At 60.9% G+C, this 24,643-nt stretch carries 26 protein-coding genes; 13 read left to right on the forward strand and 13 right to left on the reverse strand.

Annotated features, from left to right (window positions below; all coding sequences use genetic code 11):
• Positions 1-125 precede the first annotated feature (125 nt).
• A complete protein-coding gene (locus RW095_RS40575) occupies positions 126-659 on the forward strand; it encodes a hypothetical protein (protein ID WP_317021171.1) in 534 nt (177 codons plus the stop codon).
• A gap of 468 nt (positions 660-1,127) precedes the next feature.
• Here RW095_RS40575 and RW095_RS40580 read toward each other — a convergent pair whose 3' ends face one another.
• Positions 1,128-2,417 (reverse strand): hypothetical protein, encoded by a 1,290-nt coding sequence (locus RW095_RS40580; RefSeq protein WP_317021172.1) that lies wholly within the window; start codon positions 2,415-2,417, stop codon positions 1,128-1,130.
• A 69-nt stretch (positions 2,418-2,486) separates the two neighbouring features.
• On the opposite strand from RW095_RS40580, the gene RW095_RS40585 reads away from it, so the two are divergent.
• On the forward strand, positions 2,487-3,152 hold the full coding sequence (locus RW095_RS40585) for a DUF2971 domain-containing protein (RefSeq protein ID WP_317021173.1): 666 nt from the start codon (positions 2,487-2,489) through the stop codon (positions 3,150-3,152).
• Between the two features lie 149 nt (positions 3,153-3,301).
• On the opposite strand, the gene RW095_RS40590 is transcribed toward RW095_RS40585, so the two are convergent.
• Entirely contained in the window at positions 3,302-3,514 is a 213-nt protein-coding gene (locus RW095_RS40590; protein WP_317021174.1) for a YjzC family protein, read from the reverse strand.
• Between the two features lie 296 nt (positions 3,515-3,810).
• Between RW095_RS40590 and RW095_RS40595 the strand changes: the two genes are divergently transcribed.
• On the forward strand, positions 3,811-4,029 hold the full coding sequence (locus RW095_RS40595) for an HNH endonuclease signature motif containing protein (protein ID WP_394365183.1): 219 nt from the start codon (positions 3,811-3,813) through the stop codon (positions 4,027-4,029).
• A 743-nt stretch (positions 4,030-4,772) separates the two neighbouring features.
• Positions 4,773-5,303 (forward strand): hypothetical protein, encoded by a 531-nt coding sequence (locus tag RW095_RS40600; RefSeq protein WP_317021176.1) that lies wholly within the window; start codon positions 4,773-4,775, stop codon positions 5,301-5,303.
• A 174-nt stretch (positions 5,304-5,477) separates the two neighbouring features.
• Here the strand turns inward: RW095_RS40600 and RW095_RS40605 are convergent, their stop codons facing one another.
• Positions 5,478-6,407 carry an HNH endonuclease gene (locus tag RW095_RS40605; RefSeq protein WP_317021177.1) on the reverse strand — a complete coding sequence of 310 codons (930 nt, stop codon included), beginning with the start codon at positions 6,405-6,407 and terminating at the stop codon, positions 5,478-5,480.
• Between the two features lie 268 nt (positions 6,408-6,675).
• On the opposite strand from RW095_RS40605, the gene RW095_RS40610 reads away from it, so the two are divergent.
• Complete coding sequence (locus RW095_RS40610; RefSeq protein WP_317021178.1) at positions 6,676-7,182, forward strand: hypothetical protein; 507 nt, start codon at positions 6,676-6,678, stop codon at positions 7,180-7,182.
• A 30-nt stretch (positions 7,183-7,212) separates the two neighbouring features.
• Here RW095_RS40610 and RW095_RS40615 read toward each other — a convergent pair whose 3' ends face one another.
• The 10 genes from RW095_RS40615 to upp all read right to left on the reverse strand — a co-directional run bounded on the left by RW095_RS40615 (position 7,213) and on the right by upp (position 17,003).
• Positions 7,213-7,884, reverse strand: coding sequence for a hypothetical protein (locus tag RW095_RS40615; RefSeq protein WP_317021179.1), 672 nt, complete (start codon positions 7,882-7,884; stop codon positions 7,213-7,215).
• 119 nt (positions 7,885-8,003) lie between these two features.
• A complete protein-coding gene (rng, locus tag RW095_RS40620; RefSeq protein ID WP_317021180.1) occupies positions 8,004-9,473 on the reverse strand; it encodes a ribonuclease G in 1,470 nt (489 codons plus the stop codon).
• Positions 9,474-9,482: 9 nt separating this feature from the next.
• Entirely contained in the window at positions 9,483-10,112 is a 630-nt protein-coding gene (locus tag RW095_RS40625) for a Maf family protein (RefSeq protein ID WP_317021181.1), read from the reverse strand.
• A gap of 315 nt (positions 10,113-10,427) precedes the next feature.
• Positions 10,428-10,898 carry a 23S rRNA (pseudouridine(1915)-N(3))-methyltransferase RlmH gene (gene rlmH, locus RW095_RS40630; protein WP_317021182.1) on the reverse strand — a complete coding sequence of 157 codons (471 nt, stop codon included), beginning with the start codon at positions 10,896-10,898 and terminating at the stop codon, positions 10,428-10,430.
• A 66-nt stretch (positions 10,899-10,964) separates the two neighbouring features.
• The gene (rsfS, locus tag RW095_RS40635) at positions 10,965-11,420 is read right to left on the reverse strand and encodes a ribosome silencing factor (RefSeq protein ID WP_317021183.1); all 456 of its coding nucleotides are present in this window, start codon (positions 11,418-11,420) and stop codon (positions 10,965-10,967) included.
• A gap of 4 nt (positions 11,421-11,424) precedes the next feature.
• Positions 11,425-12,141, reverse strand: a complete 717-nt coding sequence (locus RW095_RS40640; RefSeq protein WP_394365235.1) for a nicotinate-nucleotide adenylyltransferase — start codon at positions 12,139-12,141, stop codon at positions 11,425-11,427.
• Between the two features lie 61 nt (positions 12,142-12,202).
• Complete coding sequence (gene hemF / locus RW095_RS40645) at positions 12,203-13,126, reverse strand: oxygen-dependent coproporphyrinogen oxidase (RefSeq protein ID WP_317021184.1); 924 nt, start codon at positions 13,124-13,126, stop codon at positions 12,203-12,205.
• A 394-nt stretch (positions 13,127-13,520) separates the two neighbouring features.
• Positions 13,521-14,819, reverse strand: a complete 1,299-nt coding sequence (gene purD / locus RW095_RS40650) for a phosphoribosylamine--glycine ligase (RefSeq protein ID WP_317021185.1) — start codon at positions 14,817-14,819, stop codon at positions 13,521-13,523.
• A gap of 352 nt (positions 14,820-15,171) precedes the next feature.
• Positions 15,172-15,900: a YebC/PmpR family DNA-binding transcriptional regulator gene (locus RW095_RS40655; RefSeq protein WP_042327533.1), complete on the reverse strand. Its 729-nt coding sequence runs from the start codon at positions 15,898-15,900 to the stop codon at positions 15,172-15,174.
• Positions 15,901-16,352: 452 nt separating this feature from the next.
• Positions 16,353-17,003 (reverse strand): uracil phosphoribosyltransferase, encoded by a 651-nt coding sequence (gene upp / locus RW095_RS40660; RefSeq protein WP_317021186.1) that lies wholly within the window; start codon positions 17,001-17,003, stop codon positions 16,353-16,355.
• Between the two features lie 249 nt (positions 17,004-17,252).
• On the opposite strand from upp, the gene RW095_RS40665 reads away from it, so the two are divergent.
• From RW095_RS40665 to kdpC, 8 genes are all read left to right on the forward strand, one after another.
• A complete protein-coding gene (locus tag RW095_RS40665) occupies positions 17,253-18,032 on the forward strand; it encodes an SDR family oxidoreductase (RefSeq protein WP_317021187.1) in 780 nt (259 codons plus the stop codon).
• A gap of 96 nt (positions 18,033-18,128) precedes the next feature.
• Positions 18,129-18,518, forward strand: coding sequence for a methylglyoxal synthase (locus RW095_RS40670; protein ID WP_128590649.1), 390 nt, complete (start codon positions 18,129-18,131; stop codon positions 18,516-18,518).
• A 38-nt stretch (positions 18,519-18,556) separates the two neighbouring features.
• Positions 18,557-19,531: a quinone oxidoreductase family protein gene (locus RW095_RS40675; protein ID WP_317021188.1), complete on the forward strand. Its 975-nt coding sequence runs from the start codon at positions 18,557-18,559 to the stop codon at positions 19,529-19,531.
• Positions 19,532-19,743: 212 nt separating this feature from the next.
• The gene (locus RW095_RS40680) at positions 19,744-19,857 is read left to right on the forward strand and encodes a potassium ABC transporter ATPase (RefSeq protein ID WP_317021189.1); all 114 of its coding nucleotides are present in this window, start codon (positions 19,744-19,746) and stop codon (positions 19,855-19,857) included.
• Complete coding sequence (kdpF, locus tag RW095_RS40685; protein ID WP_317021190.1) at positions 19,854-19,946, forward strand: K(+)-transporting ATPase subunit F; 93 nt, start codon at positions 19,854-19,856, stop codon at positions 19,944-19,946. The genes RW095_RS40680 and kdpF overlap by 4 nt, the downstream gene beginning before the upstream one ends.
• Positions 19,943-21,748, forward strand: a complete 1,806-nt coding sequence (kdpA, locus tag RW095_RS40690) for a potassium-transporting ATPase subunit KdpA (protein WP_317021191.1) — start codon at positions 19,943-19,945, stop codon at positions 21,746-21,748. Before kdpF ends, kdpA begins: the two co-directional genes overlap by 4 nt.
• An 82-nt stretch (positions 21,749-21,830) precedes the next feature.
• On the forward strand, positions 21,831-23,927 hold the full coding sequence (kdpB, locus tag RW095_RS40695) for a potassium-transporting ATPase subunit KdpB (protein ID WP_317021192.1): 2,097 nt from the start codon (positions 21,831-21,833) through the stop codon (positions 23,925-23,927).
• A gap of 44 nt (positions 23,928-23,971) precedes the next feature.
• The gene (kdpC, locus tag RW095_RS40700; protein ID WP_317021193.1) at positions 23,972-24,550 is read left to right on the forward strand and encodes a potassium-transporting ATPase subunit KdpC; all 579 of its coding nucleotides are present in this window, start codon (positions 23,972-23,974) and stop codon (positions 24,548-24,550) included.
• The last annotated feature ends 93 nt before the right edge of the window (positions 24,551-24,643 follow it).

Raw genomic sequence — 24,643 nt, forward strand, 5'->3', positions numbered from 1 at the left:
AGGTCGTAGCCAACGCGGCGACGCCATCGAGCGATGCGGCCGCGACCGTGCAGACACTGCAAGATGCGCTAACAGCGCGCGGTGTGCCGGCAGACGTCGCGGCGCAAGTGATGGACGGTACAACGTTGCACCAGATCGTGATGGGAGAAAATAACGGCCTTCCGCCGACGCCGGATCAGTTCAAGACAGATCCGAGCGGCTACTTGATCGTCAACTTCCAGCTCGACGACATGGTGACGCCCGCAACAGACCCTACTCAGGCGGCAGCGATCAGCCAATTCGCGCAAGACCTGGCTGTGTTCACTCAGCGCGCTTCAGTTAGCGGAAAGTTAGTGTATGCAGTTCTGCCTATCCAGACTTGCGATGCGCCGAACGGCACGGGCGCTGCATTCGGTCTTATCTCTGCCATCGCCGCGGCGAAGAATCATTCAAACCTCAACACGATCGGAGGGATTCCGTTCGGCGTGTCCTTCGGCGGATCGCAAGGGAATGCGATTCCAAGCCCGGATCTCGCGCACCTTGGCGCAGACTGTCGAACACCCGACACCTATCTGCTGAATATGCGCACCGATGCGATCGCGGATTATATCGCGGCCCTATACAGGGAAGCCGCAGCGACCGCCGGTTCCGCAAGCGGAGCATCTGCGAGCGGGACGTAACCGACTCTAAATCGAACAAAGGCCGCTCTCGATCTAGCCCAAAAAAGTCCCGCACGGTTAGCGCCGCGCGGGCTTTTCTCGTTTACTTGTCTCTCGCTGCAATCATCGCATCTGCTTGCGCGTAGGCTGCGTCGGCTACTTCGTCTTGAATGGTTCTACCCGGCCCCGTTGGGCGCGTGCCACCCGGAACTCGCCCGATGATGGCGGGAAGTGCGGCCGCAGCGAAGTAGTCCCGCAAGGTCATACCCGCAGCGCCTGTAGGCCGAACCTGTCCGTTCTGCAGTAGAACTTCAGGAACCGGGAAAGCTGGTCCGCCGTTTGACATTCGTTTTCTCCTTTTGTGTGCCGGCCCTTCCGGCGCAACGATTCTACAGTCGGCGCAAGAGATAGCGAGGAAGTGGCGAACACCGCTGCGCGCCCCCACCGCGTTAAGATGACCGGACTGCCGCCAAGGTTAGATCACCCGCCTCAAAGCTGTTCTATGAGTTCCTCGAGGCCGGCATCGCGAAGCATCTGCCTTACGAGTTCGGGGTCGACTTGATTCTGTTGGACGAACTCTTTGAGGAGAACAGGAAATTGGTTGCTACGTCGCACTTGCTCGTTCTTTCCCGCTGCATGCAACAGCTGAGGGAGATGTTTTTGCGGCTCCCCCGAATCCATTAGAGGGTATCTCAGTTTTCTGCCGAATTCGTTGGCTTCTGCCAAACTGCGGACCGACTGGTAGTGAACTAGCAAGCGGTCTATCACGGGGGACGGCGTATCAAACCACATCGGCGAAAAGAGCTCATCTGCCGAGGCGCGTCTCAATCGTGACAATGCCGCGCGATATAACGGCAAGGTTTCTTGCTTGACGAGGTCATCGATGTCTTCCAAATGTTCGGTCGGGAAGTTTTCCACGAACGTCGTTAAGCGAAGGCGATCAGGCGCTTCAATGTATGACCACAGTTCGGCACCACGTTTAGCGCCGAAAAAATTCACGGCCTTCGCAAGCCCTGCATCATCCTGAAGCGTCGGTATCAGGCTCCGCAGCAGCTCGCGTATGAGACGCTTCCAAGGCTCAGGATGCAGATCGGCAACGGCAAAGAGCGCGTCCGTTGCTCGGACTCGTCTATCGAAGCTGGCGCCATGCTCCTTCAGTAAAAGCTTCAGCAGAATGCCAAGGTAGTTCCGCAGAAGGGACTCGCGAGGTTTCGCTAACGGTCCGGCACGAAGAAATACGACCATATCGCTCCGTTTGGCCGGAAAGAAATTGGCATCTAACTCGGTTTTGAGTCGGTCCAGTGCCAACTTCCCTTGCGCTGCGGGCTGAGACAGCACATAACGTGTTGCGTTAACGATATGCAATCGCGCGAGTTCGGCAGATGCCTCAAAGACTTCGGTGTCCGATACCTGCGATGGATGTGCGCATCTGTTCCGGTCATCGGCGAGTCGTTGCAAGTCGATGTACTCAATCGGAGAAATGAATTCGAACTTGTCGCGCGCGAGAGTCAACAAGTCCTTCTCAAACGCCAATGCTACTCGGACATCGTCTTCCCGCCGCGCGCGATCAAATTTGGCTATAGTTTCCTGCGCCATAGAATCGCCAGACGCTGCAACCTCGCGGATTTTGTCCACTAGGTCGAAGGCGACTGCTATCCAGCAGGCGACTACAGCCGACCGATATGCGCCTGCCTTGTAACACTGCACCGACTCGCGGATATATTTTCTTGAGCGAGGATCGGGGCACTCGGCAACCAACTCATCTAAGTCTACGAGCATATGAATTTCTCGGTTGGCGACATCTTGTTAGCGGACTTCCTCGACCACCACCTACCCCGGAGAGAATAAATGCGCCTGTATTACATGACAAGCGAGCGGTGGGGATCGTCTAACCTTGCCCACAAGCATCTAAAGTTTTCACGGTTCGATGATCTCAATGACCCGTTTGAACTGGTGAGCGCGCATCTCGGAGAGCGGTCCGCTCGTCGCTTCTACAATGCGTTAAGGAGCGCGGTTGCCGAGCGCTTTGGCGTGATTTGCTTCTCGGACAACTGGCGCAGCCCGGTTATGTGGGCGCACTATGGCGACAAGCATAAAGGACTTTGCCTAGGATTTGACGTGAGGGAAGCTGCCGAGGTTAAGTATGAGCCGCAACGGCTGAAGCATAGGCTTGACGATGCTCAAGGGGGCGTGCATGTGACTGCGGGGCTGGTCGAGCTCGCAATGACGACAAAGTTTGACGAATGGGAATACGAGCGAGAGTGGAGGGTATTCAAAGAACTGGCCAATCGGCATTCTGATGGAAACTACTATGAAGAATTTGGTGACTTCATCCAACTGCGGGAGGTGATCATCGGCTCCCGGTGCAACCTGACGGCAAACGATATTTCGAAACTCGTTGGTGATGTCGAGCAATCCGTGACCGTCATCAAGGCTCGGCCAGCATTCCAACGATTTGAAGTTGTTCGTCAGACCCGCGTCAAGCCGGTGGTGATGAAGAAACGCGGGCGGTAAGCAATTACTCTCTTTTTGATTGCCAGAGCGACATCGTATCCAGACGGCATTGGGCGGCCGGTGCGCCCAAGGAAAACCCGCACGGTTCCCGCCGCGCGGGCTTTTCATTTGCAAATCCAATGCGCCTTAGTCCAGATAGCGGCAGACGACTAGCTGAAGTTGTCGTTGCTTTCGATGTGCAGCGCCTTGTACTTCAGCTTGAAGCGGGGGTGGTTACCACACCCTTTGCACGGCGGGAACTTCTTGCCGTACACGCAGGTGACTTCGTGGTTCTTTGCGTGTTCCGTGTCATGAGTAACGATGTAAATGCCGGAATTGGGAACCTTATCGCCGGGTTTGAAGACTTCCCCGATTTCTGCCATTTTTATTTCCTTTCAATTGTAAAGTTTAGTCCCCGAATGAGGGAGATCAAAATGGCAGCGACGCGGCTGATTTCAAATAAACGTAAACCCTTTGTTTATGCATTTGAGTCGAATGCGAACTGATCTTGACGTCAATGATGCGGAAGATTGCCTCGCGGCTTACGTCGCAAGTCGAGTCACTGTGCGATGACCCGCAGGCTCGCGACATTAAAGCCGCGAGTGCAGGCAGCGAACACAAGCCCCTTGTCGGTACTCGAAGCAAAGGCAGGCACAACGCCGCGCGTGCGCGGCCGCACATGGGTCGAGACGCGTCAGCGCGTTGCCGTCGATCAGCATTCAAGTGCCAAGGTTGCGGCTGCGTGTGGTTGCCGTGGCGTGATCAGGTAGACCACCACGTGCCGATCGAGCAAGGCGGCAGCAACGACGACAGCAATCTCAACCTGCTGTGCGATGACTGCCATAAGGTGAAGACGGCGAGCGAAGCGAAGGGCCGATCAGCAGCAGGCGCGCTGTAGCGGGCTGGCTTGCGATGGGTTCGAGGTGCACCAAGAGCAGCACGGCAGGCCGTCACAGCCCCGCCCGGCGCGCCGCAGCGGCGTCGAGGGGGTGGGGGCATCCAAACTCTAGCGTTCCGCATGACGGGAAACCGACCGTTCACTCACGCAGAGAAAAAATCCCCTTTTGAACTTTTGTTAATCAAACAAGGCGAATTCAAAGAGCCCGAAAAGCCCCGCCAGCAAAGGATTTAAGGGTCGTTTGAATTCGTTTGATTTGTTAATCAACATGTTAATTTGTTAAAAGCTCGCCAAGCGCGCGTGACGCCGACGTTGGCGGGACTGCATGGTTTTCGGCGGGCCGCAGTCGCCGACGGCATCTCAAACACAAACCTCAGTAGCAAGCTGCCGGTGGTTTTGCATGCTCGTCGACGGAATGTGACTAGCCGGGAAAGTTTGGAACTTGCCTATCCCTCACACTTGCTTTTGTCTCCTGTTTACGGTTTATTGACGGTCGATCAAAAGTAGCTCAACCCCAAAGCTGACTAAGTAAAGTGGCTTTCATTTGTAAACGATAAAAAGATGACCGATAATAAAAGCAAACCATCAACGCCAGCACGAAGAAGAACCGCGAACGATTCGAGCCCTTTTCGTGACAAAGGAGAGCGCAGCAAGATCATTCACGGCGACATAAGCCAAGAATCACATCGGCCGATCGTTAAAGACACGCTTGCGCCACCCGACCCGGAAAGGAAGAGAAAGTAATGGATCAAAAAGAGCGTGAGCGGAAATGGGACGGACTATTGTTTGGCATCCGCCGGTCCATCCGATACCATCAACGCCGCCGCGCCTTCTTTGACCGAATGGACCAACTCAGCAATGTGTCGGCATTGGTATTCGGGTCTGCCGCAATTTACGGGGTGCTTGACAAGGACTATCACGCCCTGGCCTTACTCGCGTCGGCCGCTGTAACTGCCTTCTCGTCAGTCAATCTTGTATTCGGTTCATCTCAGCGTGCGCGGGCGCACCACGACTTTGCGCGCAGCTTCCATGATCTTGAGCGAAGCATGTTGTGCGATCCGTCCGACGATGCGCTCAGACTTGCCGAATCGCGGCGGCTCGAAATCGAGGCTAACGAGCCTCCTGTTCTCCGTGTGCTTGATTGCATGTGCCATAACGAGCAAATGCGGGCCGAAGGTTACCCGACCAATGACCTAGCGCACGTTCGCTGGTGGCAAAGACTGCTGGCGCAATTCGTGGACGTTAGAGAAGACTTAATCCACGCAGCTGTTTAGCGCCCGGCCCGAGCCCTACACCGAGTTCCGGCCGAGGCAGCCTTTTTTCGTGCGGTCGACCCCGCTCTTAATTGCCTCCGCCGTAGATAAGATCGCCGAGACAGCAAGGTCACTGCCCGCCGGAAAGATCCGCGCGGGCCTTTTTACGTCGATCGCCTGATGATGGACTGGACCCTACCTGGCCCGCGGAACAGCAGCCTCGTCGGTCTCGATTTCTGTAACGATGGTAAAAAGGTCGTCTACGATTTGCGCAAGCGGCGAGTTGACCTTGTACGCGAACCTTTCCTTCTCAGTCTCGTGAAGAAGATGCATTTGCTTATTGGGTGCGCTCGCAACAAGGCTGGCGATCATTTTCTCGTCGCCCGCGAAGCCGATGACGCGTATCGACTGGTTCCACTCTAGTGCCCAAGACCAGACTGCCGCTTTCTCGGGATGGCGGTACACCAGCAGCTTGAAGAACTTATCAGCCCCGATTGCATGCACACAGACATCCCAATTACGCACGATGTCCTTGAACCAGCGAAGGTGCGGCGCTCCCCAATCAGAGCGACGGGCGGCCGCAAGCGGGAAAAATCCGCCGGGAACAAAGCCGCCGCGGTTTGATTCGCGCTCGTAGGAGGTCCAGTAGAAGAAGCCTCGGAAATGATAGTGTGCCAGTCGATATAAACGCATCTCATCAATCTGAGCGGGCGCCGTGAGTGTGAAAGTGAAGGTCGCCGGCCCCCATGCGCCATTAAGCTCAAACTTTTCGCGACTGTCGGCGACCGCCTTGCCCGTCCTGCGACTTTTCGACTTGGCGGCCTTTCGAGCCACTTCAGCTTTGATGCGTGGATCGTCGATTGCGTATTGCCCCAGCTCGTCCGGCATCATAGAAATGGCAGAGATGTCGTCCTCCAAGTCAGATTTGTCACCATTACAGCCTTCACAGGCATACAGAATCAGGTTCCATTGATTAGCCAACGATCCGAGCGGAACAAAGCGTCGACCGATCACATGCTCCTTGGTTTCTGGGAGATTCGGCCCGAAGGGAAGCCCACAATAAGCGCAAGTCTTGTTACGCAAGACGATTGCACGGTTCGGCGGAAGCACGATTATCTCGGACATGGAAACGACCAAATTCGGAAGGGCTGGGACGTGGCAGCGTCTAGGGCACGGCGATGAGATGCCGCACGATGGAAGTCCGTTGACGTCGCATGCCTCGTCCAGTGAGACGTGACGCACGGTCGAACGACCAACGGCGAAATGTAACACTAGGTCGCAGCCACCGCTTTGTGGATCGCGCGTAGCGTAAGCCGGGTCGAGCGAACCACCTCTTGCGCGAAACCGCGGTTTACGGTTTATTGCCGACTCTCTCTACCTCATACGAAAAAAAATGCAAAATCAAACTCCCCTTCAGGCGATGTCGGCGTGGTTCGAAACCCAGCCGAAAGAGGTTCAGAACCAAGCGGGTTTCCTGATCTACACCGGCATCGCCGAGCTGATCGGAGATAAAGAGTTTCGCTTCGACAAAGATCCTGGCGAAGCTTTTTTGGCATGGTTGAAAGATACCCCCAGCGGCAGCCTTGTCGCCTTGTCCAAGACGCTTCTAGCGCGGCATCACATTGAGTTCACAATGATCAATGGATTTTGCACCCAAGAGTCCTGGGATCGCGCGCGCGCGAACAACGAGGCCGCGCTCGAAGCTGCGCGCACGGAGGAGCGTTTTGCGAGCATCGGCGAAACTGCTCAGCAAATGCTTGACGACATTCCGCGTCGCCAAGCTGTGTATATGAAGGCAGCACAAGAGTGGAAGGAAAGCATCGCTCCAGTTGTGTCGGACGAGGCGATCCGGAGATGGCACGATGCAACTCTCTTCGCTAACACGAGGAAGGCCGGCTGACTCCCTCCTGCATGTGCGATCAAGCCGCGGCTACGTCCCGCGGCTTGTTTTTTGAGCGCTGCCGATAGTAGACGAAAACCGCGATAACGACCGCCCCTCCGCATGCAGACGGTCGATCTTTGTTTTCTCATCAATCGATCGCGATTCGGTTTGCAAAGACGTGGATCTGACCAGGACATACAGGTCCACGGCGCCCGCAAGGAATATCGCGCCTGACAGGCAAGCGAAGACGATTACCGTAGCGCCGAGGTATCGTGACGAGAGCAAGGTCGTCGTCATAAACGCGGAATCCCTCTTACCGCCAATGAACGACAAAAATCCGGTTATCGTTCCGAAAAGCATCCGTCGATGCAAATGCCAGCCGAGCATTAGGCTTAGAAACGCGGAAATCAAGCCAGCCAAGAAAATCACTGTCGGCCAGAATGACCGCTCGATGCCTTGTACTTGATAAAGCGTGAACGTCCCGGCAAGGCCCGCAGCATTCATCAGGATTAGGTGCTTCAAAACCTCGAGTGCCCATTCATCGACGCGCGCCCCTTGCTCACGTAATGCTTCAACAGTGCGGTCAACCTCCGCTTTGACTTCCTCCGGTGACATCTGCCCAATAAATTTTTTGGGAACTTCGACGTCACTCAGGTCCGGTCCAGCAACGAACTCGACGACACCATCCTTAATTTTTTTGAGCATTGTGCCTTTGGTCATTTCCCGTGTTGATCAAGGATTCGGAACGAAAGCTGCAAACGGGTAGCTAGATGGGTAGCTAGAAGGTTCTGGAGGAAGGGAAAACTGCTGTCAGCCTTGCTGGTAGGGGATCTGGCGAATTACATCAAAACAATATCGTACTGCTCCTGACTCAAATTCGACTCCACCTGCAACGACACCGGCTTGCCGATAAAATCAATCAACATTGCCAGATGCTGGGACTCTTCTTCGAGAAACAGATCGATCACCTGTTGCGACGCGACCACGCGGAACTCGCGCGGATTGAACTGTCGCGACTCGCGCAGAATCTCGCGCAGCACGTCGTAGCAAACGGTACGCGGCGTTTTCACCTGGCCTTTGCCCTGGCAAACCGGGCACGGCTCGCACAGCACGTGCGCGAGCGATTCGCGCGTGCGCTTGCGTGTCATCTCAACCAGCCCCAGTTGCGAGAAACCATTCACGGTCACGCGTGTGCGGTCGCGCGACAACGCCTTCTTCAATTCGCCCAGCACCTGATCGCGATGCTCGACGTTTTCCATATCGATGAAATCGATGATGATCACGCCGCCCAGATTGCGCAACCGCAATTGCCGCGCAATGGTGTGCGCCGCTTCCAGGTTCGTCTTGAAGATGGTGTCGTCGAAATTGCGCGCGCCGACGTAGCCGCCCGTATTCACGTCGATGGTGGTCATTGCTTCGGTCTGGTCGATCACCAGATAGCCGCCCGACTTCAGATCCACGCGGCGCGACAACGCGCGCTGGATTTCCGCCTCGATGTTGTACAGATCGAAAAGCGGCCGCTCGCCCGTGTAGTGATGCAGCTTCGAGGACACCGCCGGCGTGAACTCCGCCGCGAAATCGGCAAGCATCTGATACGTCTCGCGCGAGTCGACCTGAATGCGCGACGTTTCATCGTTGACGAAATCGCGTAGCACGCGTTGCGCGAGGTTCAGATCCTGATAAAGCAGGCTCGTGGGCGGCATGCGCTGGCCTTGCGACAGAATCGTCGCCCATGTCTTGCGCAGATAGGCGACGTCGGCGGCCAGTTCTTCGCTTGTCGCATCTTCGGCGATGGTGCGCACGATGTAGCCGCCTTTCTCGTCGGCGGGCAACACGGCGGTCAAACGTGCGCGCACGGCTTCGCGCTCGGCTTCGCTTTCGATCTTCTGCGAGATGCCGATATGCGGCTCCTGCGGCAGATATACGAGCGTGCGCCCGGCAATGCTCACTTGCGTGGAAAGCCGCGCACCCTTGGTGCCGATCGGATCCTTCACAACCTGGACCATCAGCGTCTGACCTTCGAACACGATTTTTTCAATCGGCTGATGCGGCGTCTGATGTTGCGGCTCGCCGGCAATGCGCGGATGCCAGATATCGGCTACGTGCAAAAACGCGGCGCGCTCCAGACCGATGTCGATAAACGCGGATTGCATGCCTGGCAACACGCGCACGACTTTGCCGAGATAGACGTTGCCGACGCGGCCCCGCGACAGCGTTCGTTCGACGTGAAGTTCCTGGACGGCGCCTTGCTGGACAAGCGCGACGCGCGTTTCCTGCGGCGTGACATTGATCAGGATTTCTTCATTCATGGTGTTGTTCTAGAAGTCGATGCGCGCTGCACGCAGGAGGGCAGCGGTTTCAAAAAGCGGCAAACCCATGATACCTGAATAGGACCCGTCGATATGCTCGATAAACTCCGCGGCGCGCCCTTGCACGCCGTACGCTCCCGCCTTGCCGAGCGGCTCGCCGCTCGCCACATAGCGGCGAATCGTGTCTCGATGCAACGCAGCAAAGCGCACTTTCGATGTGGAGAGCGCGGGGGCCAGTAACTCGCCGTAAGCATCGACTACCGCCACGGCGGTCAGCACTTCGTGATCGCGGCCAGATAGGCGCGCGAGCATGGCTTGGGCATCGTCGGCGTCGAGCGGCTTGCCGAGAATCGCATCGTCGACGGTGACGGTTGTATCCGCAACCAGAATAGGTCGCGCGACGTGGTTGCCGGCCACGAGCCGGGCGCGCGCGGCTCGCGCTTTCGCCACGCATACACGTTGCACATAGTCGTGGGCGCGCTCGCCGGGCAATTCGGCTTCGAGCGCTTCGGCGTCTTCATCGGGGCGCGGCAGCAGCAGTTCGAAGCGCACGCCGACCTGTTGCAACAACTCCTGACGGCGCGGACTTTGCGACGCGAGATACACGAATGGATGCAGCGAAGCGGCGGACGTTGGCATGAAGAGGTCTCGAACAAACGGATTATGTGAGCGCGCGATGAAGGTGTCGATTTTGCGACGAACGAGCTTTGCGTTTGCATGCCGGCGATCCGTCCTGCCGACACGCGCACGCCGAGCCCCAGCCCGCGTCCCGCACCCTGACGCACCACGCGGTGACGAACGCGACCGGGGCGCGCCTCAGCATCGAGACGCCAGGCCACGGGCGCGCGTCAACAGCGTAATGAGGAACTATGGCAATTGCCGGCGATTATTTCCACAACGTCCCGCGTCAGGAACAACGGGACTCGAAACGCCTGGCGTCTCGATCAATCTCATTCACGCGCGATGATAGGGATGATTCTGCGTGATGGTCCACGCGCGGTAAAGCTGTTCGGCGAGCAGCACACGTACCATCGCGTGCGGCAACGTGAGGCTCGAGACGCGCAGCATCATGTCGGCACGCGTCTTCAGTTCGGGATCGAGCCCGTCGGCACCGCCGATCAGAAACGCGACGTCGCGTCCGTCCTGCTGCCAGCCAGGCAGGGCGCCGGCAAGTTGCATGGTGGTCCAGTCTTTGCCGCGTTCATCGAGTGCGACGATGCGCGCGTTTTTGGGCAACGCGGCTTCGATCTTCAGTCGCTCGGCGGCCATCACGCTCTCCGTCGGACGGCCCGACGAACGCTGCTCAGGCTTGATTTCGCGCAGTTCGATACGCAGCTCAGGCGGCATGCGCTTCGCGTATTCGTCGAAGCCGACAGCGATCCAGTCGGGCATCTTGTGGCCGACGGCAAGGATGTGCAGTTTCATGATGCTTGGGAGCGCCGCTCGCGCAGTTCCACTTGGAGGCGGTTCAACCGAGCGGTCAAAGCCCGCTCACTTGCGGCGCGCGGCCGTCTTGCGCGCGGGCTTCTTCACAGCCGGCGCCTCTTCGTCTTCTTCGTCCTCGTCGGGCTCGCTCGAACGCGCGCCGCCGAACGGATCAGGCGTAGAGAGCTTGATGCGGACCGGCTTGTCGCCCCAGATTTCCTCGAGGTTGTAGTACTGGCGCAGCGCCGGTTGCAGGATGTGGACGATCGCGTCGCCGCAATCGACCAGCACCCATTCGCCGATGTCCTCGCCCTCGGTGCTGACGATGTCGCCGCCGGCTTCCTTGACGCTCTCGCGCACGCTCGAGGCGAGTGCCTTGGTTTGCCGGTTGGAGGTGCCGCTCGCGACGATCACGCGATCGAACAGCGCGGTCAGGTGGCTGGTGTTGAACACCTTGATGTCTTGCGCTTTGACGTCTTCGAGAGCGTCGACGATCACGCGTTGCAGTTTGCGAATATCCATGGATTTACCGGTGGTACAAATGATGTTGAAGAATGTAGTCCCACACCGCAGTGGGGACGTGGCTTGCGGCCTCACCCTGCAGTTCGCCGCCCACATGGGCAAGCCGCTGGCTCACCTGTTCACGCAGATGCGCGCGAATGTCGGTGGCCGAGACGTTGAACGCAAGCGTGGTGTCGATCAGCAAGTGGCCGCAAGGCGTGGCTTGCAGAACGTCGGCGCTGGCGCGGCGCGCGTCGATTTCATTCGCGACCGCGGGCGGAATCGACGCGAGATCGAAACCGGGCCGCGTGGCCGCGCAGATGTGCGCGAAGTCGAACAGGCGCCGCCAGTCGCGCCATGTGTCGAGATGCACCAGTTGATCCGCGCCGATCAGCAATGCAATGGACACCTCGTCGCCTTCCCGTTCGCGCCAGCGTTGCAGCGTGTCGACAGTGTAGGTCGGGCCTTCGTGCTCGATTTCGTCGGTTGCGACTCGCACCGTCGCGCCCGGCAGTTCGAGTTGGCCGGCCGCCGCGCGTGTCATGGCGAGGCGATGCACGGCCGGCGACACGTCCGCTTTCTGCCAGGGCTGGCCGGCCGGCAACAGCACGAGCTCGGTCAGTTGCAGCACGTCGGCGAAACGCCGCGCGAGCGCGAGGTGGCCGTCGTGGATCGGATCGAAAGTGCCGCCGAGCAAACCGATCCGGCGAGGCAGTGCAACGGGATGAGCGTTCGGCTTCAGGTGAAAATCCTTTGTCGTAGCCAGGTGCGGGGCAGTGCGCGTCTCCGGGGTTCCAGAGCGCTCACAGCCAGTCGCGCGGCACGAGAAAATCGGTGTAAAGGCGCGCTTCCGGCGTGCCGGGGTCCGGATGCCAGTTGTAGCGCCAGTTCACCACAGGCGGCATCGACATCAGAATCGATTCGGTGCGTCCGCCGCTCTGCAGCCCAAACAGTGTGCCACGGTCGAAGACCAGATTGAACTCGACGTAGCGTCCGCGCCGGTAAGCCTGGAAATCGCGCTCGGCCTCGCCGTACGGAATGTTGCGGCGCTTTTCGATGATCGGCAGGTACGCCTTGAGGAACCCTTCGCCCACGCTTCTGAGCATGGCGAACGATTGATCGAAGCCCGGCGCCGAGTAATCGTCGAAAAAAATCCCGCCGATGCCGCGCGGCTCGTTCCTGTGTTTCAGGAAAAAATAGTCGTCGCACCAACGCTTGAAACTCGGGTACAGGTCCGCGCCATAAGGCTCCAGCGCATCGCGGCACACGCGGTGGAAATGCCGCGCGTCTTCTTCGTAGCCGTAGTACGGCGTCAGATCCATGCCGCCGCCGAACCAGAACACAGGCTCTTCGCCGGGCTTGGTCGCGACAAGCAGGCGCACGTTCATATGCACGGTCGGGCAGTGCGGATTGTGCGGGTGCAGCACGAGAGACACCCCCATCGCCTCGAAGCCGCGCCCGGCCAGTTGTGGACGCGCCGCGCTCGCGGAGCCCGGCAACCCGTCGCCCGCGACGTCGGAAAAGCCAATGCCGGCACGCTCGAAGAAGTTGCCGCCTTCCAGAATGCGCGTGAAGCCGCCGCCGCGCAGCTTTTCGCCGGGCGTGCGTTGCCATGCGTCGGTGGCGAAGGGCTTGCCGTCGAACGCGCCCAGCGTGTCCGCGATTTGTGTTTGCAGGCTTTGCAGCCAAATGCGCACGGCTTGTGCGTCGTAGCTCGAATCGGTCATCAATGCAGGTGCTGAAGGCGGCACGTCGGTGCCGCGGGTTGCTCGTGAAGCGCCGCGCTGTATTTCGGAGATGCCGCCGCGAAGGCGCGGCCGTTCGGGTGCAGGGTGCTGCGCGGCCGGGTTGCCGGTTGCTCGGGCGTTTAAGTCGTGTGCGCCGTTCCCGCCATTTGCCCGACTTGCCGCATTCGCCCCTTCGCCTCATTCGCCTCATTCGCCTCATTCGCACCGAGGCTCGGCGGTACCGGATTCGCGGCGCACCCACGGACGCTGTTCGCAGCCGGGGCTTCGCGCTGCTTCTGCCGTTACGCCGATGCGGGCGCGGACGAACAAGCGCCGCCGCAAACCCGCAGTGTAGCGCCGCTGGCGCACCACACGGGCGAGCGCGCCCCGCGCGTCAGTGCTTGCCTTCCGTCCTGGCGTCGTGCTTGCGGTTCAGCGCGCGATAGCCGATATCGCGCCGGTACTGCATGCCGTCGAACGAGATCTGGTTGATCGTTTCATACGCGACCGACTGCGCGCTGCGCACGGAATCGGCCAGACCGACCACGCACAGCACGCGGCCGCCCGACGTGAGCAGCTTGCCGTCCGTTAGCGTGGTGCCCGCGTGGAAGGTGACCGAGTCCGCCGTTTCCGCAGGAATGTCATTGATGCGGTCGCCCTTGCGTGGCGTGTCCGGATAGTTGTGCGCGGCGAGCACCACGCCGAGCGCGGTGCGGCGGTCCCACTCCAGCTCGACCGTATCCAGCGTGCCGGCGATTGCCTGCTCGACCACCTTCGAATAGTCGCCCTTCAGGCGCGCCATGATCGGCTGCGTTTCGGGGTCGCCCATGCGGCAGTTGAACTCGAGCGTTTTTGGATTGCCTTGCGCGTCGATCATCAGGCCGGCGTACAGAAAGCCGGTGTAGCGGATGCCTTCCTTTTCCATGCCGCGCACGGTCGGCAGAATGATTTCGCGCATCACGCGAGCATGCAGTTGCGGCGTGACGATCGGCGCGGGCGAGTATGCGCCCATGCCGCCGGTATTCGGGCCCTGATCGCCGTCGAGCAGACGCTTGTGGTCCTGGCTCGACGCGAGCGGCAGCACATGCTTGCCGTCTACCATCACGATGAAGCTTGCCTCTTCGCCCGCGAGGAACTCCTCGATCACGACGCGCGCGCCGGCGTCGCCGAGCTTGTTGTCCGACAGCATCATGTCGACCGCGGCGTGCGCTTCTTCCAGCGTCTGCGCGACGACCACACCCTTGCCGGCGGCGAGGCCGTCAGCCTTGATGACGATCGGTGCGCCCTTTGCGTCGAGATACGCGTGCGCAGCGGCGACGTCGGCGAAGGTTTCGTATTCGGCCGTGGGGATCGCGTGGCGCTTCATGAACGCCTTCGCGAAGTCTTTCGAGCTTTCGAGCTGCGCTGCTTCCTTCGTCGGCCCGAAAATCTTCAGACCGCGCGAGCGGAACAGATTGACAATGCCTGCCGCGAGCGGCGCTTCCGGCCCGACCAGCGTGAACGCGATCTGTTCCTGCTCGACGAAATCGGCGAGCGCGGCCGGCTCGGTAACGTCGACGTTGCGCAGACGCTCGTCCTGCGCGGTGCCGCCGTTGCCAGGCGCCACGTAGACGAGCTGGACCCGCGGCGATTGCGCGAGCTTCCATGCGAGCGCATGTTCGCGACCGCCGGAACCGACGACGAGTAACTTCATGTGAATCCCCGAGACTTTAAAAACCATAAGCGGCTGAAGCAGCAAGCGCAGCCGTGCAATATATAGCGAGATTCGCGCCGGGTCGGCCTACGCCGGCGATGAAGCCGGCGCACCAGATCCGGGACGAACCCGAGTGGCGATGGCATGACGGGCGCACAACCCTGCACCTATGTCCAAAACGCCCGTTCAGCGCAACGACCTGCATAAAGCGGCATTAACCGCGGCAATAGCGGCGGCAATCAAGCAGCAATCAACCAGCAATCGAGCAGCAACGCGAGGGACCGCCGGCAGCACCGCGCGGATTCGGGTTCGCCCACAAGGCGGACCCGACCCGCACGCTGCGTGAGCACGCTCACTCGTCGGCGATCGCGGCGTTCGTATAGACTTCCTGCACGTCGTCCAGATTTTCCAGCGCGTCGAGCAGCTTCTGCATTTTCACCGCGTCGTCGCCCGTGAACTCGACTTCCGTCTGAGGTTTCATCGTCACCTCGGCCACTTCGGCCTTGAAGCCCGCGGCTTCGAGCGCGGTCTTCACCTTCGGGAAATCGTTCGGCGGGCACAGTACTTCAATGCTGCCGTCTTCGTTCGTGACGACGTCGTCAGCACCGGCTTCGAGCGCGGCTTCCATCAGCTTGTCTTCGGGCGTGCCCGGCGCGAACAGGAACTGGCCGACGTGATCGAACATGAACGACACCGAGCCGTCCGTGCCCATGTTGCCGCCGTTCTTCGAGAACGCGTGACGCACTTCCGCCACGGTGCGGGTACGGTTGTCGGTCATGGTGTCGACGATCACCGCCGCACCGCCGATGCCGTAGCCTTCGTAGCGGATTTCCTCGTAGCTCGCGCCGTCGACGCCGCCCACGCCGCGCTGGATCGCGCGGTTGACGTTGTCTTTCGGCATGTTGGCGTCGTACGCCTTTTCGACGGCGAGCCGCAGACGCGGATTCGAGTCGATGTCGCCGCCGCCCATGCGCGCCGCGACCTGAATTTCCTTGATGAGCCGCGTCCAGACCTTGCCGCGCTTGGCGTCGGCCGCTGCCTTCTTATGCTTGATGTTGGCCCATTTCGAATGACCCGCCATACCTTTCTCCGTCGCGCGCGCCAGCGGGGCGCACGCATTGTGCAATTGTCGTTGCGATTCCGGGCGCTCGTGCGTGTGCTTGCCGCCTCGTGCCTCGATGTCGAATTCGTGCCCAGTCCGTTTAACCGCCGCGCTGCGCCTCGCGTCGCGCCGCGACAGGGCGGCTGGCGGGTGCGAAGCGCTGTGGCGCGCCCGGCAGGCGCCATGCGGCTAACGCACCGCGAATAACGGCTGGCTCGCCCGGTCAGCGTGATTGCCCGCCTCGACACGCGATGAGCCTTAAGTTGCCGGAAGCGGGGCTGCCCCGGGGCTGCCCTTTAAGTGGACTCGAATTTTATCACGCCGGGAGGGGGCGGCAGAGGCAGACGTTGACGTGAATTGCACAGAAAGTGCGCCTGCGGGGCGCTCAGCGGCGGTGATGCAATGCCGCCGGCCCTGTTTTTTTCCAACCCTCAGTTCTTCGTCCCGAACAACCGGTCGCCCGCATCGCCCAAGCCCGGCACGATGTACGCGTGCTCGTTCAGATGCGAATCGAGCGATGCAACGAAAAGCTTCACGTCCGGATGCGCGTCCTGGAACACCTGCACGCCTTCGGGCGCGGCAACCAGCGCGAGGAACAGGATGTTTTCCCCGGCCACCTTGCGGCGCTTGAGCACATCGACTGCATGCACGGCCGAATAGCCGGTCGCGACCATCGGATCGCACAGAATGAACACGCGGTCTTCGAGATCGGGCAGGCGCACCAGATATTCGACCGGCCGGTGATCTTCGGCGCGATACACGCCGATGTGACCCACGCGTGCGGACGGCACCAGTTCCAGCAGGCCGTCCGACATGCCGATGCCCGCCCGCAGCACCGGCACGATTGCGAGCTTCTTGCCGGCGATCACCGGCGCGTCGATCTCGACGAGCGGCGTGCTGAGACGGCGCGTGGTCATCGGCAGGTTGCGGGTGATTTCGTAGCCCATCAGCAGCGTGATCTCGCGCAGCAGTTCGCGGAACGTGCGGGTCGAGGTGTCCCGGTCGCGCATGTGCGACAGCTTGTGCTGGATCAGCGGGTGATCGAGGATGAAAAGATTGGGGAAACGGCTGTCCTGAGTCATGGGCGGGGCACGAGCGGCGGCAAAAAGGTCGATTCGGGGCCGATTCGGGGATCGGTTCGGCGCTTTGCACGGCGAGCGCAATCAACTTGCGACGGCCGGCGCACGCGCCACGGCGCAAGTTTACCGAAAGAGTGGCACCGGAAGATACCGGAGATTGCAGCAGCCCGGCGCAGTCCGGCACCGATTCTTCTAGAATCGGGGGGAAACTTTGCAACCATTCAGCAAGACGCCAGCGAGGAGAACGCACACATGGACATGGGAATTGCAGGACGCACAGCGCTGGTTTGCGCGGCGAGCAAGGGTTTGGGGCGCGGCTGTGCAGAAGCGCTCGCGGCCGAGGGCGTCAACCTGACGATCGTCGCTCGCACCGCCGGGACGCTCGAGGCGACAGCCGACGAAATTCGCCGTCAAACCGGCGTCGAGGTGAAGACGGTCGCATGCGACATCACCACGCCCGAAGGCCGGGCCGCGGCGCTCGCAGCCTGTCCGCAGCCGGACATTCTGGTGAATAACGCGGGCGGCCCGCCGCCGGGCGACTTCCGCGATTTCACGCACGACGACTGGATCCGCGCGCTGGAAAGCAACATGCTCACGCCGATCGAGCTGATCCGGGCGACCATCGACTCGATGAGCGCGCGCGGCTACGGGCGCATCGTCAACATCACGAGTTCGGCGGTGAAAGCGCCGATCGACGTACTGGGCCTGTCGAATGGCGCGCGTTCGGGCCTGACTGGCTTCGTCGCGGGTCTTGCCCGCAAGGTGGCGCCGACCGGCGTCACGATCAATAACCTGCTGCCGGGAATGTTCGACACCGACCGGATCGCCGTAACCATGCAGGCCGCAGCGAAATCGAACAACATTTCCATCGAGGAAGCCCGCGCGCAGCGCATGAAGGCGATTCCCGCCGGACGCTTCGGGAATCCCGACGAATTCGGCCGTGCCTGCGCCTTTCTGTGCAGCATCCACGCGGGGTACATCACCGGACAGAACTGGCTGATCGACGGCGGCGCCTATCCCGGCACGTTCTAGACGCATACGTTCGCGACGTGCGCGACGTGTGTCCAAGCCGCACTTCGAGCAACATCACAACAACGACAATCACAACGGTTCCAGGAGTCTTACGTCATGACCACCCGCATTGCGCTGATCGCGCACGATCACAAGAAAGACGACATCGTCAAACTGGCCGGCGAATACGTCGACACGCTCAGGCGCTGCGATATCGTCGCGACCGGCACGACCGGCGGACGCATTGGCGAGGCGCACGGGCTGACAGTCGAGCGCATGCTGTCCGGCCCGCATGGCGGCGACCTGCAGATCGGCGCGCAACTGGCGGAAGGGCGCGTGGACATGGTGATCTTCCTGCGCGATCCGATGACGCCGCAACCGCACGAACCGGATATCAACGCGCTCGTGCGCGCATGCGACGTACACAACATTCCGTGCGCGACCAACATCTCGACGGCGCGCATGATTCTCGACGTGCTCACGCTGCGTCTCACGCAGCAGGTTTGACGCTGCATCCGCCCGCATTCCAAATCAAGGAGACATGAATGGTCAAAGCAATCCGATTCGATAAAACCGGCGGCCCCGAAGTGATGAAATGGGTCGACGTCGAGGTGGGCGACCCCGGCACCGGCGAAATCCGCATCCGTCAGACGGCGGTCGGGCTCAACTATATCGACGTGTACTTCCGTACCGGTTTATATCCGCTGCCGCTGCCGGGCGGCCTCGGCATGGAAGCGGCCGGCGAGGTGATCGCGGTCGGCGCGGGCGTGAACGATCTGAAAGCGGGCGATCGCGTCGCCTACGTGGCGAGGCCGCCTGGCGCCTATGCGCAGGAGCGCGTGCTGCCGGCCGCACAGGTCATCAGGCTGCCGGACGCAGTAAGCGATGAACAAGCCGCGTCGGCGATGCTGCAGGGCCTCACCGCGCAGTACCTGCTGCGCCGCACGTATCGTGTGAAGGCCGGCGACACCATTCTGATTCAGGCGGCGGCGGGCGGGGTCGGTTTGCTGGTGTGCCAGTGGGCGAAGGCGCTGGGCGCGACGGTGATCGGCACCGTCGGCTCGGACGAGAAAGCGGAGATCGCGAAGGCCCACGGCTGCGATCACGCCATCGTCTATACGCGTGAAAACTTCACGAAACGCGTGCGCGAAATCACCAATGGCGCGGGCGTGCCGGTGGTGTACGACTCCATCGGTAAAGATACGTTTACGGGCTCTCTCGATTGCCTCGCGCCGCTCGGCATGTTCGTGAGCTTCGGCAATGCGTCGGGACCGCTGCCACCTATCGACTCGTCCGAATTCGCCGGCCGCGGCTCGCTGTTCTTCACGCGTCCCACGCTGTTCACCTATATCGGCAAACGCAGCGACTACGAGGCGATGTCGGCCGAACTATTCGATGTGCTCGCCTCCGGCAAGGTCAAGACGAGCATCAATCAGCGCTACGCGCTCGCCGATGTAGGTCAGGCGCATGCCGATCTCGAAGCGCGCAAGACCACGGGGTCGACTATTCTCTTGCCGTAGTCCTCATGCGCGTTCACGCGTTGTCTTGACAGCCCTGACCTGAGCACCGAACAGGTCGAGCCGTTCACCACCCCCAGGGCCGTTGCATCTCGCGATGCAACGGCCTTGTGCGTTTACGCGATTTTTATATCGGGAACGCCAGCTTTGATCAGCCCTTTACGCGCTTGCGCATACCGTTGCGGCTATCCGAATTCCGTCAATGGAGAATGAAAATGGATGTGCTGTACGTCGTAGCCGTCGCGCTTTTTACCGCGCTGACCTTCGCAATGATTGCCGGCTGCGAGAAGCTGATGCCGTCCCGTCGCGGCCAGGGAGCACGCTCATGAACTGGATGCTGTGGCTCTCCAGCGCGGCGACCGCGCTGCTGTTCGCGTACCTCGTCTATGCGCTGTTGCGCGCGGAGGACATCGAATGAACTCGAATAATGTCTTGCAGGCGGCGCTCTTTCTCGTCGTGTTGCTGGCCGCCGCGGTGCCGGTGTCGCGCTATCTGCATGGCGTGATGGACGGCAGTTCGCGCGTGTTGCGCATCGGCGGACCAATCGAGCGGCTGTTGTATCGCGTCGCCGGCGTCGATCCTTCGGCGGAAATGAGCTGGAAGCATTACGCGATCGCGACGATCGCGTTCAATGCGCTGGGCGTCGTGTTTCTTTATCTGCTGTTGCGCGTGCAGGGCTGGTTGCCCGGCAATCCGCAGCAGTTCGGCGCCATGACCGTCGACGGTGCGTTCAATACCGCGATCAGCTTCGTGACCAACACGAACTGGCAGGACTACACGCCGGAACAAACGGTGGGCTATCTCACGCAGATGCTCGGCCTCACGGTGCAGAACTTTTTCTCCGCGGCGACCGGCATCGTCGTCGTGATTGCGCTGATTCGCGGCTTCGCGCGCCATACGGCGCAAACCATCGGCAATTTCTGGGTCGATCTCACACGCGTGACGCTGTACGTGTTGCTGCCGATGTCGGTCATCATCGCGACGCTGCTGATGAGCCAGGGCGTGATCCAGAATTTCAAGGCGTATGAGGACGTGCCGACCTTGCAGACCACGACCTACGCCGCACCGAAGCTCGACGCGCAAGGCAATCCGGTGAAGGACGCGAAGGGTAACGCGGTGACTGTCGATACGCCGCTAAAAACGCAGACCATCGCGATGGGCCCGGTTGCATCGCAGGAAGCGATCAAGATGGTGGGCACCAACGGCGGCGGCTTCTTCAACGGTAACTCCGCGCATCCGTACGAGAACCCGACGCCGTTCTCCAACTTCCTGCAGATCTTCTCGATCCTGATCATCCCCGCCGCGCTCGCGCTCGTGTTCGGCCGCATGATCGTGGACCGCAAGCAGGGCGTGGCCGTGCTCGCGGCGATGACGATTGCGTTCGGCGTATGCGTATTCGGCGAGATCGGAGCGGAGCAGGGCGGCAATCCGGCCTTCACCGCGTTGCACGTCGATCAGTCGGCGAGCGCGATGCAGTCGGGCGGCAACGCGGAAGGCAAGGAAACGCGCTTCGGCATCGCGCAATCCGGCATCTTCACGGTCGCGACGACGGCGGCTTCGTGCGGCGCCGTCGCCAACACGCATGATTCGCTCACGCCTATCGGCGGTCTCTATCCGCTGCTGTTGATCCAGCTTGGCGAAGTGATCTTCGGCGGTGTCGGTTCGGGCCTGTACGGCATGCTCGTGTTCGCGCTGCTCGCCGTGTTCGTGGCGGGTCTGATGATCGGCCGCACGCCGGAATATGTCGGTAAGAAGATCGAAGCATACGAGATGAAGATGGTGTCCATCGTCGTGCTGCTTACGCCGTTGCTCGTGCTGGTCGGCACGTCGATCGCGGTGCTGAGCGATGCGGGCAAGGCGGGCATCGCCAATCCGGGTCCCCACGGCTTCTCCGAGATTCTCTACGCGTTCAGTTCGGCCGCGAACAACAACGGCAGCGCGTTCGCGGGCCTGACCGTGGGCACGCCGTTCTACAACTGGCTCACTGCAATCGCGATGTGGTTCGGGCGCTTCGGCACCATCGTTCCCGTGCTCGCGATTGCCGGCTCGCTCGCCGCGAAAAAACGTATCGGCGTGACCGGCGGCACGCTGCCGACGCACGGGCCGCTCTTCGTCGTTCTGCTACTCGGCACGGTGCTGCTGGTCGGCGCGCTCACTTACGTGCCGGCGCTCGCGCTGGGTCCCGGCGTCGAACATCTGATGATGATGGGCGCCCACTGATGCCAGCGCCGATGTGCAAGGACATGTCGAGACGCGTATCCGTACGCGTCGGCAAAAAAGCAACGCGAAATTCGAGGATTCAATGACTGAACACAACGCAACGAGGTCCATGTTCGATCCGGCGCTGCTGCGCCCGGCGATCGTGGACTCCTTCAGGAAGCTCACGCCGCGCACGCAGTTCCGCAATCCGGTGATGTTCTGCGTGTACGTCGGCAGCATTCTCACGACGGTTCTGTGGATCGCCGCGCTCGGCGGTCAGGCGGAGGCGCCTGCGGGTTTCATCCTCGCGGTCACGCTGTGGCTGTGGTTCACAGTACTGTTCGCGAACTTCGCCGAAGCGCTTGCCGAGGGCCGCTCGAAAGCGCAGGCCGCATCGCTGCGCAGCGCGAAGAAAGACGTGATGGCGAAGAAGCTCAACGAGCCGCATCCCAAGTCGCCGATCCGTATCGTCACGGCGTCGGATTTGCGTCGTGGCGACGTCGTGCTGATCGAAACCGGCGACGTGATTCCGGCCGACGGCGAGGTGGTGGAGGGCGTCGCGTCCGTCGACGAATCCGCGATTACCGGCGAATCCGCGCCGGTGATTCGCGAGTCGGGCGGCGACTTTTCTTCGGTGACGGGCGGCACGCGCGTGCTGTCCGACTGGATCGTCGTGCGCGTCACCGCAAATCCCGGCGAAGCGTTTCTCGACCGCATGATCGCGATGGTCGAAGGCGCGAAGCGTCAGAAGACGCCGAACGAAATCGCGCTGACCATTCTGCTGGTTGCGCTGACCATCGTGATGCTGCTCGCGACGGCCACGCTGTTGCCGTTCTCGATGTTCTCGGTTGAAGCGGCGCACCTGGCAAATGCGGCGGGCCACGTAGTGACGATCACCGCTCTCGTCGCACTGCTCGTTTGCCTGATCCCGACCACGATCGGCGGCTTGTTGTCGGCCATCGGCGTGGCTGGCATGAGCCGCATGATGCAGGCGAATGTCATTGCGACGTCGGGCCGCGCGGTCGAGGCCGCCGGCGACGTCGACGTGCTGTTGCTCGACAAGACCGGCACGATCACGCTCGGCAATCGCCAGGCGTCGCTCTTCGTCCCGGCGCCGGGTCTCACCGAAGAAGCGCTCGCGGATGCAGCCCAGCTGTCGTCGCTTGCCGACGAAACGCCCGAAGGGCGCAGCATCGTCGTGCTCGCGAAACAGCGGTTCAATATCCGTCAGCGCGATATGGCGTCGCTGCATGCGGTGTTCCTGGCGTTCACCGCGCAAACCCGGATGAGCGGCGTCGATCTGCCAAACCGCGAAATTCGCAAGGGCGCCGCCGATGCGGTGAAGAATTACGTCGAAGCGAACGGTGGCCGTTTTCCGCACGAGGTCAGCAACGCCGTCGCCGAAGTCGCACGGCGCGGCAGCACGCCGCTCGTTGTCGCGGACAAAGGCGAACACGGCGCGCGCGTGCTCGGTGTGATCGAGTTGAAGGATGTGGTGAAAGGCGGCATCAAGGAACGCTTTGCCGAGTTGCGCAAGATGGGCATCAAGACGGTGATGGTGACAGGCGACAACCGGCTGACCGCGGCGGCGATTGCGGCAGAAGCGGGCGTTGACGATTTCCTTGCCGAAGCGACGCCCGAAGCGAAGCTCGCGACGATCCGCGCACACCAGGCCGAAGGACGCCTCGTGGCGATGACGGGCGACGGCACGAACGACGCCCCAGCGCTCGCGCAGGCCGACGTCGCGGTGGCGATGAACACCGGCACGCAGGCCGCGAAAGAAGCCGGCAACATGGTCGACCTGGATTCGAATCCGACCAAGCTGATCGAGATCGTCGAAATCGGCAAACAGATGCTGATGACGCGCGGCTCGCTCACCACGTTTTCGATTGCCAACGACCTTGCCAAGTACTTCGCGATCATCCCGGCTGCGTTCGCGACCACCTATCCGGCGCTGAATGCGCTGAACGTGATGCATCTGGCGACGCCGGCATCCGCGATCATGTCGGCGGTAATTTTCAACGCGTTGATCATCGTGCTGCTGATTCCGCTCGCGTTGAAGGGCGTGCGTTATCGCGCGCTCGGCGCCGCGGTGCTGCTGCGACGCAATCTGCTCGTGTACGGGCTGGGTGGAATCGTGGTGCCGTTCATCGGCATCAAGTTGATAGATATGGTGCTGGCTGCGTTCGGCTGGGTTTGAGTCCGGCCATTTGAAAACCGGCAGCTTACGAGGAAACAATCGTCATGAAAAATCTGTTGCGTCCGTTGATCGTCATTTTCGCGGTGCTGAGCGCCGTTACCGGCCTCGCTTATCCGGCATTGATGACCGCCGTGGGCCAAACGCTGTTTCGTAATGAGGTCAATGGCAGCCTCATCGAACAGGACGGCAAGGTGGTCGGCTCGAAGCTGATCGGCCAGCAGTTCGATGCGCCGCAGTACTTCTGGGGACGTCTATCGGCGACAAGCCCGATGCCCTATAACGCACAGGCTTCGGGCGGCTCCAATCTCGGGCCGACCAATCCGGCGCTTCTGGACGAAGTGAAAGGCCGCATCGATGCTTTGAAGGCAGCGGGCACGGATATGTCGAAGCCCGTGCCGGTCGATCTGGTGACTTCTTCCGGGAGCGGACTCGATCCTGAGATCAGCCCGGCGGCGGCCGCTTATCAGATCGATCGGGTTGCGAAAGCGCGGGGGCTCGGGGAGAACGATGTGCAAGTGCTAGTGGACCGTTATACGAGCGGCCGTCAATTCGGCGTTCTAGGCGAGCCGCGCGTGAACGTGCTGCAACTGAACCTCGCTCTCGACGAGATGAAGCGCGGTTAAGGACGCCTGATTGCAGTCTGGCGCAGCGCTAACGAACAAGCGGCGGAACAAGCGGCGGAACAGGCGGCGCGCGCGGATGCGCTCCTTATCTTT

The sequence above is a fragment of the Paraburkholderia kirstenboschensis genome (assembly GCF_032806925.1).
Taxonomy (GTDB): Bacteria; Pseudomonadota; Gammaproteobacteria; order Burkholderiales; family Burkholderiaceae; genus Paraburkholderia; species Paraburkholderia kirstenboschensis.

Excerpts from the sequence above, each read along its gene's own strand:
- RW095_RS40580 (WP_317021172.1), bottom strand. The coding sequence starts at position 2,417 with ATGCTCGTAGACTTAGATGAGTTGGTTGCCGAGTGCCCCGATCCTCGC.
- RW095_RS40585 (WP_317021173.1), top strand. The coding sequence starts at position 2,487 with ATGCGCCTGTATTACATGACAAGCGAGCGGTGGGGATCGTCTAACCTT.
- RW095_RS40590 (WP_317021174.1), bottom strand. The coding sequence starts at position 3,514 with ATGGCAGAAATCGGGGAAGTCTTCAAACCCGGCGATAAGGTTCCCAAT.
- RW095_RS40595 (WP_394365183.1), top strand. The coding sequence starts at position 3,811 with ATGGGTCGAGACGCGTCAGCGCGTTGCCGTCGATCAGCATTCAAGTGC.
- RW095_RS40600 (WP_317021176.1), top strand. The coding sequence starts at position 4,773 with ATGGATCAAAAAGAGCGTGAGCGGAAATGGGACGGACTATTGTTTGGC.
- RW095_RS40605 (WP_317021177.1), bottom strand. The coding sequence starts at position 6,407 with ATGTCCGAGATAATCGTGCTTCCGCCGAACCGTGCAATCGTCTTGCGT.
- RW095_RS40610 (WP_317021178.1), top strand. The coding sequence starts at position 6,676 with ATGCAAAATCAAACTCCCCTTCAGGCGATGTCGGCGTGGTTCGAAACC.
- RW095_RS40615 (WP_317021179.1), bottom strand. The coding sequence starts at position 7,884 with ATGACCAAAGGCACAATGCTCAAAAAAATTAAGGATGGTGTCGTCGAG.
- rng (WP_317021180.1), bottom strand. The coding sequence starts at position 9,473 with ATGAATGAAGAAATCCTGATCAATGTCACGCCGCAGGAAACGCGCGTC.
- RW095_RS40625 (WP_317021181.1), bottom strand. The coding sequence starts at position 10,112 with ATGCCAACGTCCGCCGCTTCGCTGCATCCATTCGTGTATCTCGCGTCG.
- rlmH (WP_317021182.1), bottom strand. The coding sequence starts at position 10,898 with ATGAAACTGCACATCCTTGCCGTCGGCCACAAGATGCCCGACTGGATC.
- rsfS (WP_317021183.1), bottom strand. The coding sequence starts at position 11,420 with ATGGATATTCGCAAACTGCAACGCGTGATCGTCGACGCTCTCGAAGAC.
- hemF (WP_317021184.1), bottom strand. The coding sequence starts at position 13,126 with ATGACCGATTCGAGCTACGACGCACAAGCCGTGCGCATTTGGCTGCAA.
- purD (WP_317021185.1), bottom strand. The coding sequence starts at position 14,819 with ATGAAGTTACTCGTCGTCGGTTCCGGCGGTCGCGAACATGCGCTCGCA.
- RW095_RS40655 (WP_042327533.1), bottom strand. The coding sequence starts at position 15,900 with ATGGCGGGTCATTCGAAATGGGCCAACATCAAGCATAAGAAGGCAGCG.
- upp (WP_317021186.1), bottom strand. The coding sequence starts at position 17,003 with ATGACTCAGGACAGCCGTTTCCCCAATCTTTTCATCCTCGATCACCCG.
- RW095_RS40665 (WP_317021187.1), top strand. The coding sequence starts at position 17,253 with ATGGACATGGGAATTGCAGGACGCACAGCGCTGGTTTGCGCGGCGAGC.
- RW095_RS40670 (WP_128590649.1), top strand. The coding sequence starts at position 18,129 with ATGACCACCCGCATTGCGCTGATCGCGCACGATCACAAGAAAGACGAC.
- RW095_RS40675 (WP_317021188.1), top strand. The coding sequence starts at position 18,557 with ATGGTCAAAGCAATCCGATTCGATAAAACCGGCGGCCCCGAAGTGATG.
- RW095_RS40680 (WP_317021189.1), top strand. The coding sequence starts at position 19,744 with ATGGATGTGCTGTACGTCGTAGCCGTCGCGCTTTTTACCGCGCTGACC.
- kdpF (WP_317021190.1), top strand. The coding sequence starts at position 19,854 with ATGAACTGGATGCTGTGGCTCTCCAGCGCGGCGACCGCGCTGCTGTTC.
- kdpA (WP_317021191.1), top strand. The coding sequence starts at position 19,943 with ATGAACTCGAATAATGTCTTGCAGGCGGCGCTCTTTCTCGTCGTGTTG.
- kdpB (WP_317021192.1), top strand. The coding sequence starts at position 21,831 with ATGACTGAACACAACGCAACGAGGTCCATGTTCGATCCGGCGCTGCTG.
- kdpC (WP_317021193.1), top strand. The coding sequence starts at position 23,972 with ATGAAAAATCTGTTGCGTCCGTTGATCGTCATTTTCGCGGTGCTGAGC.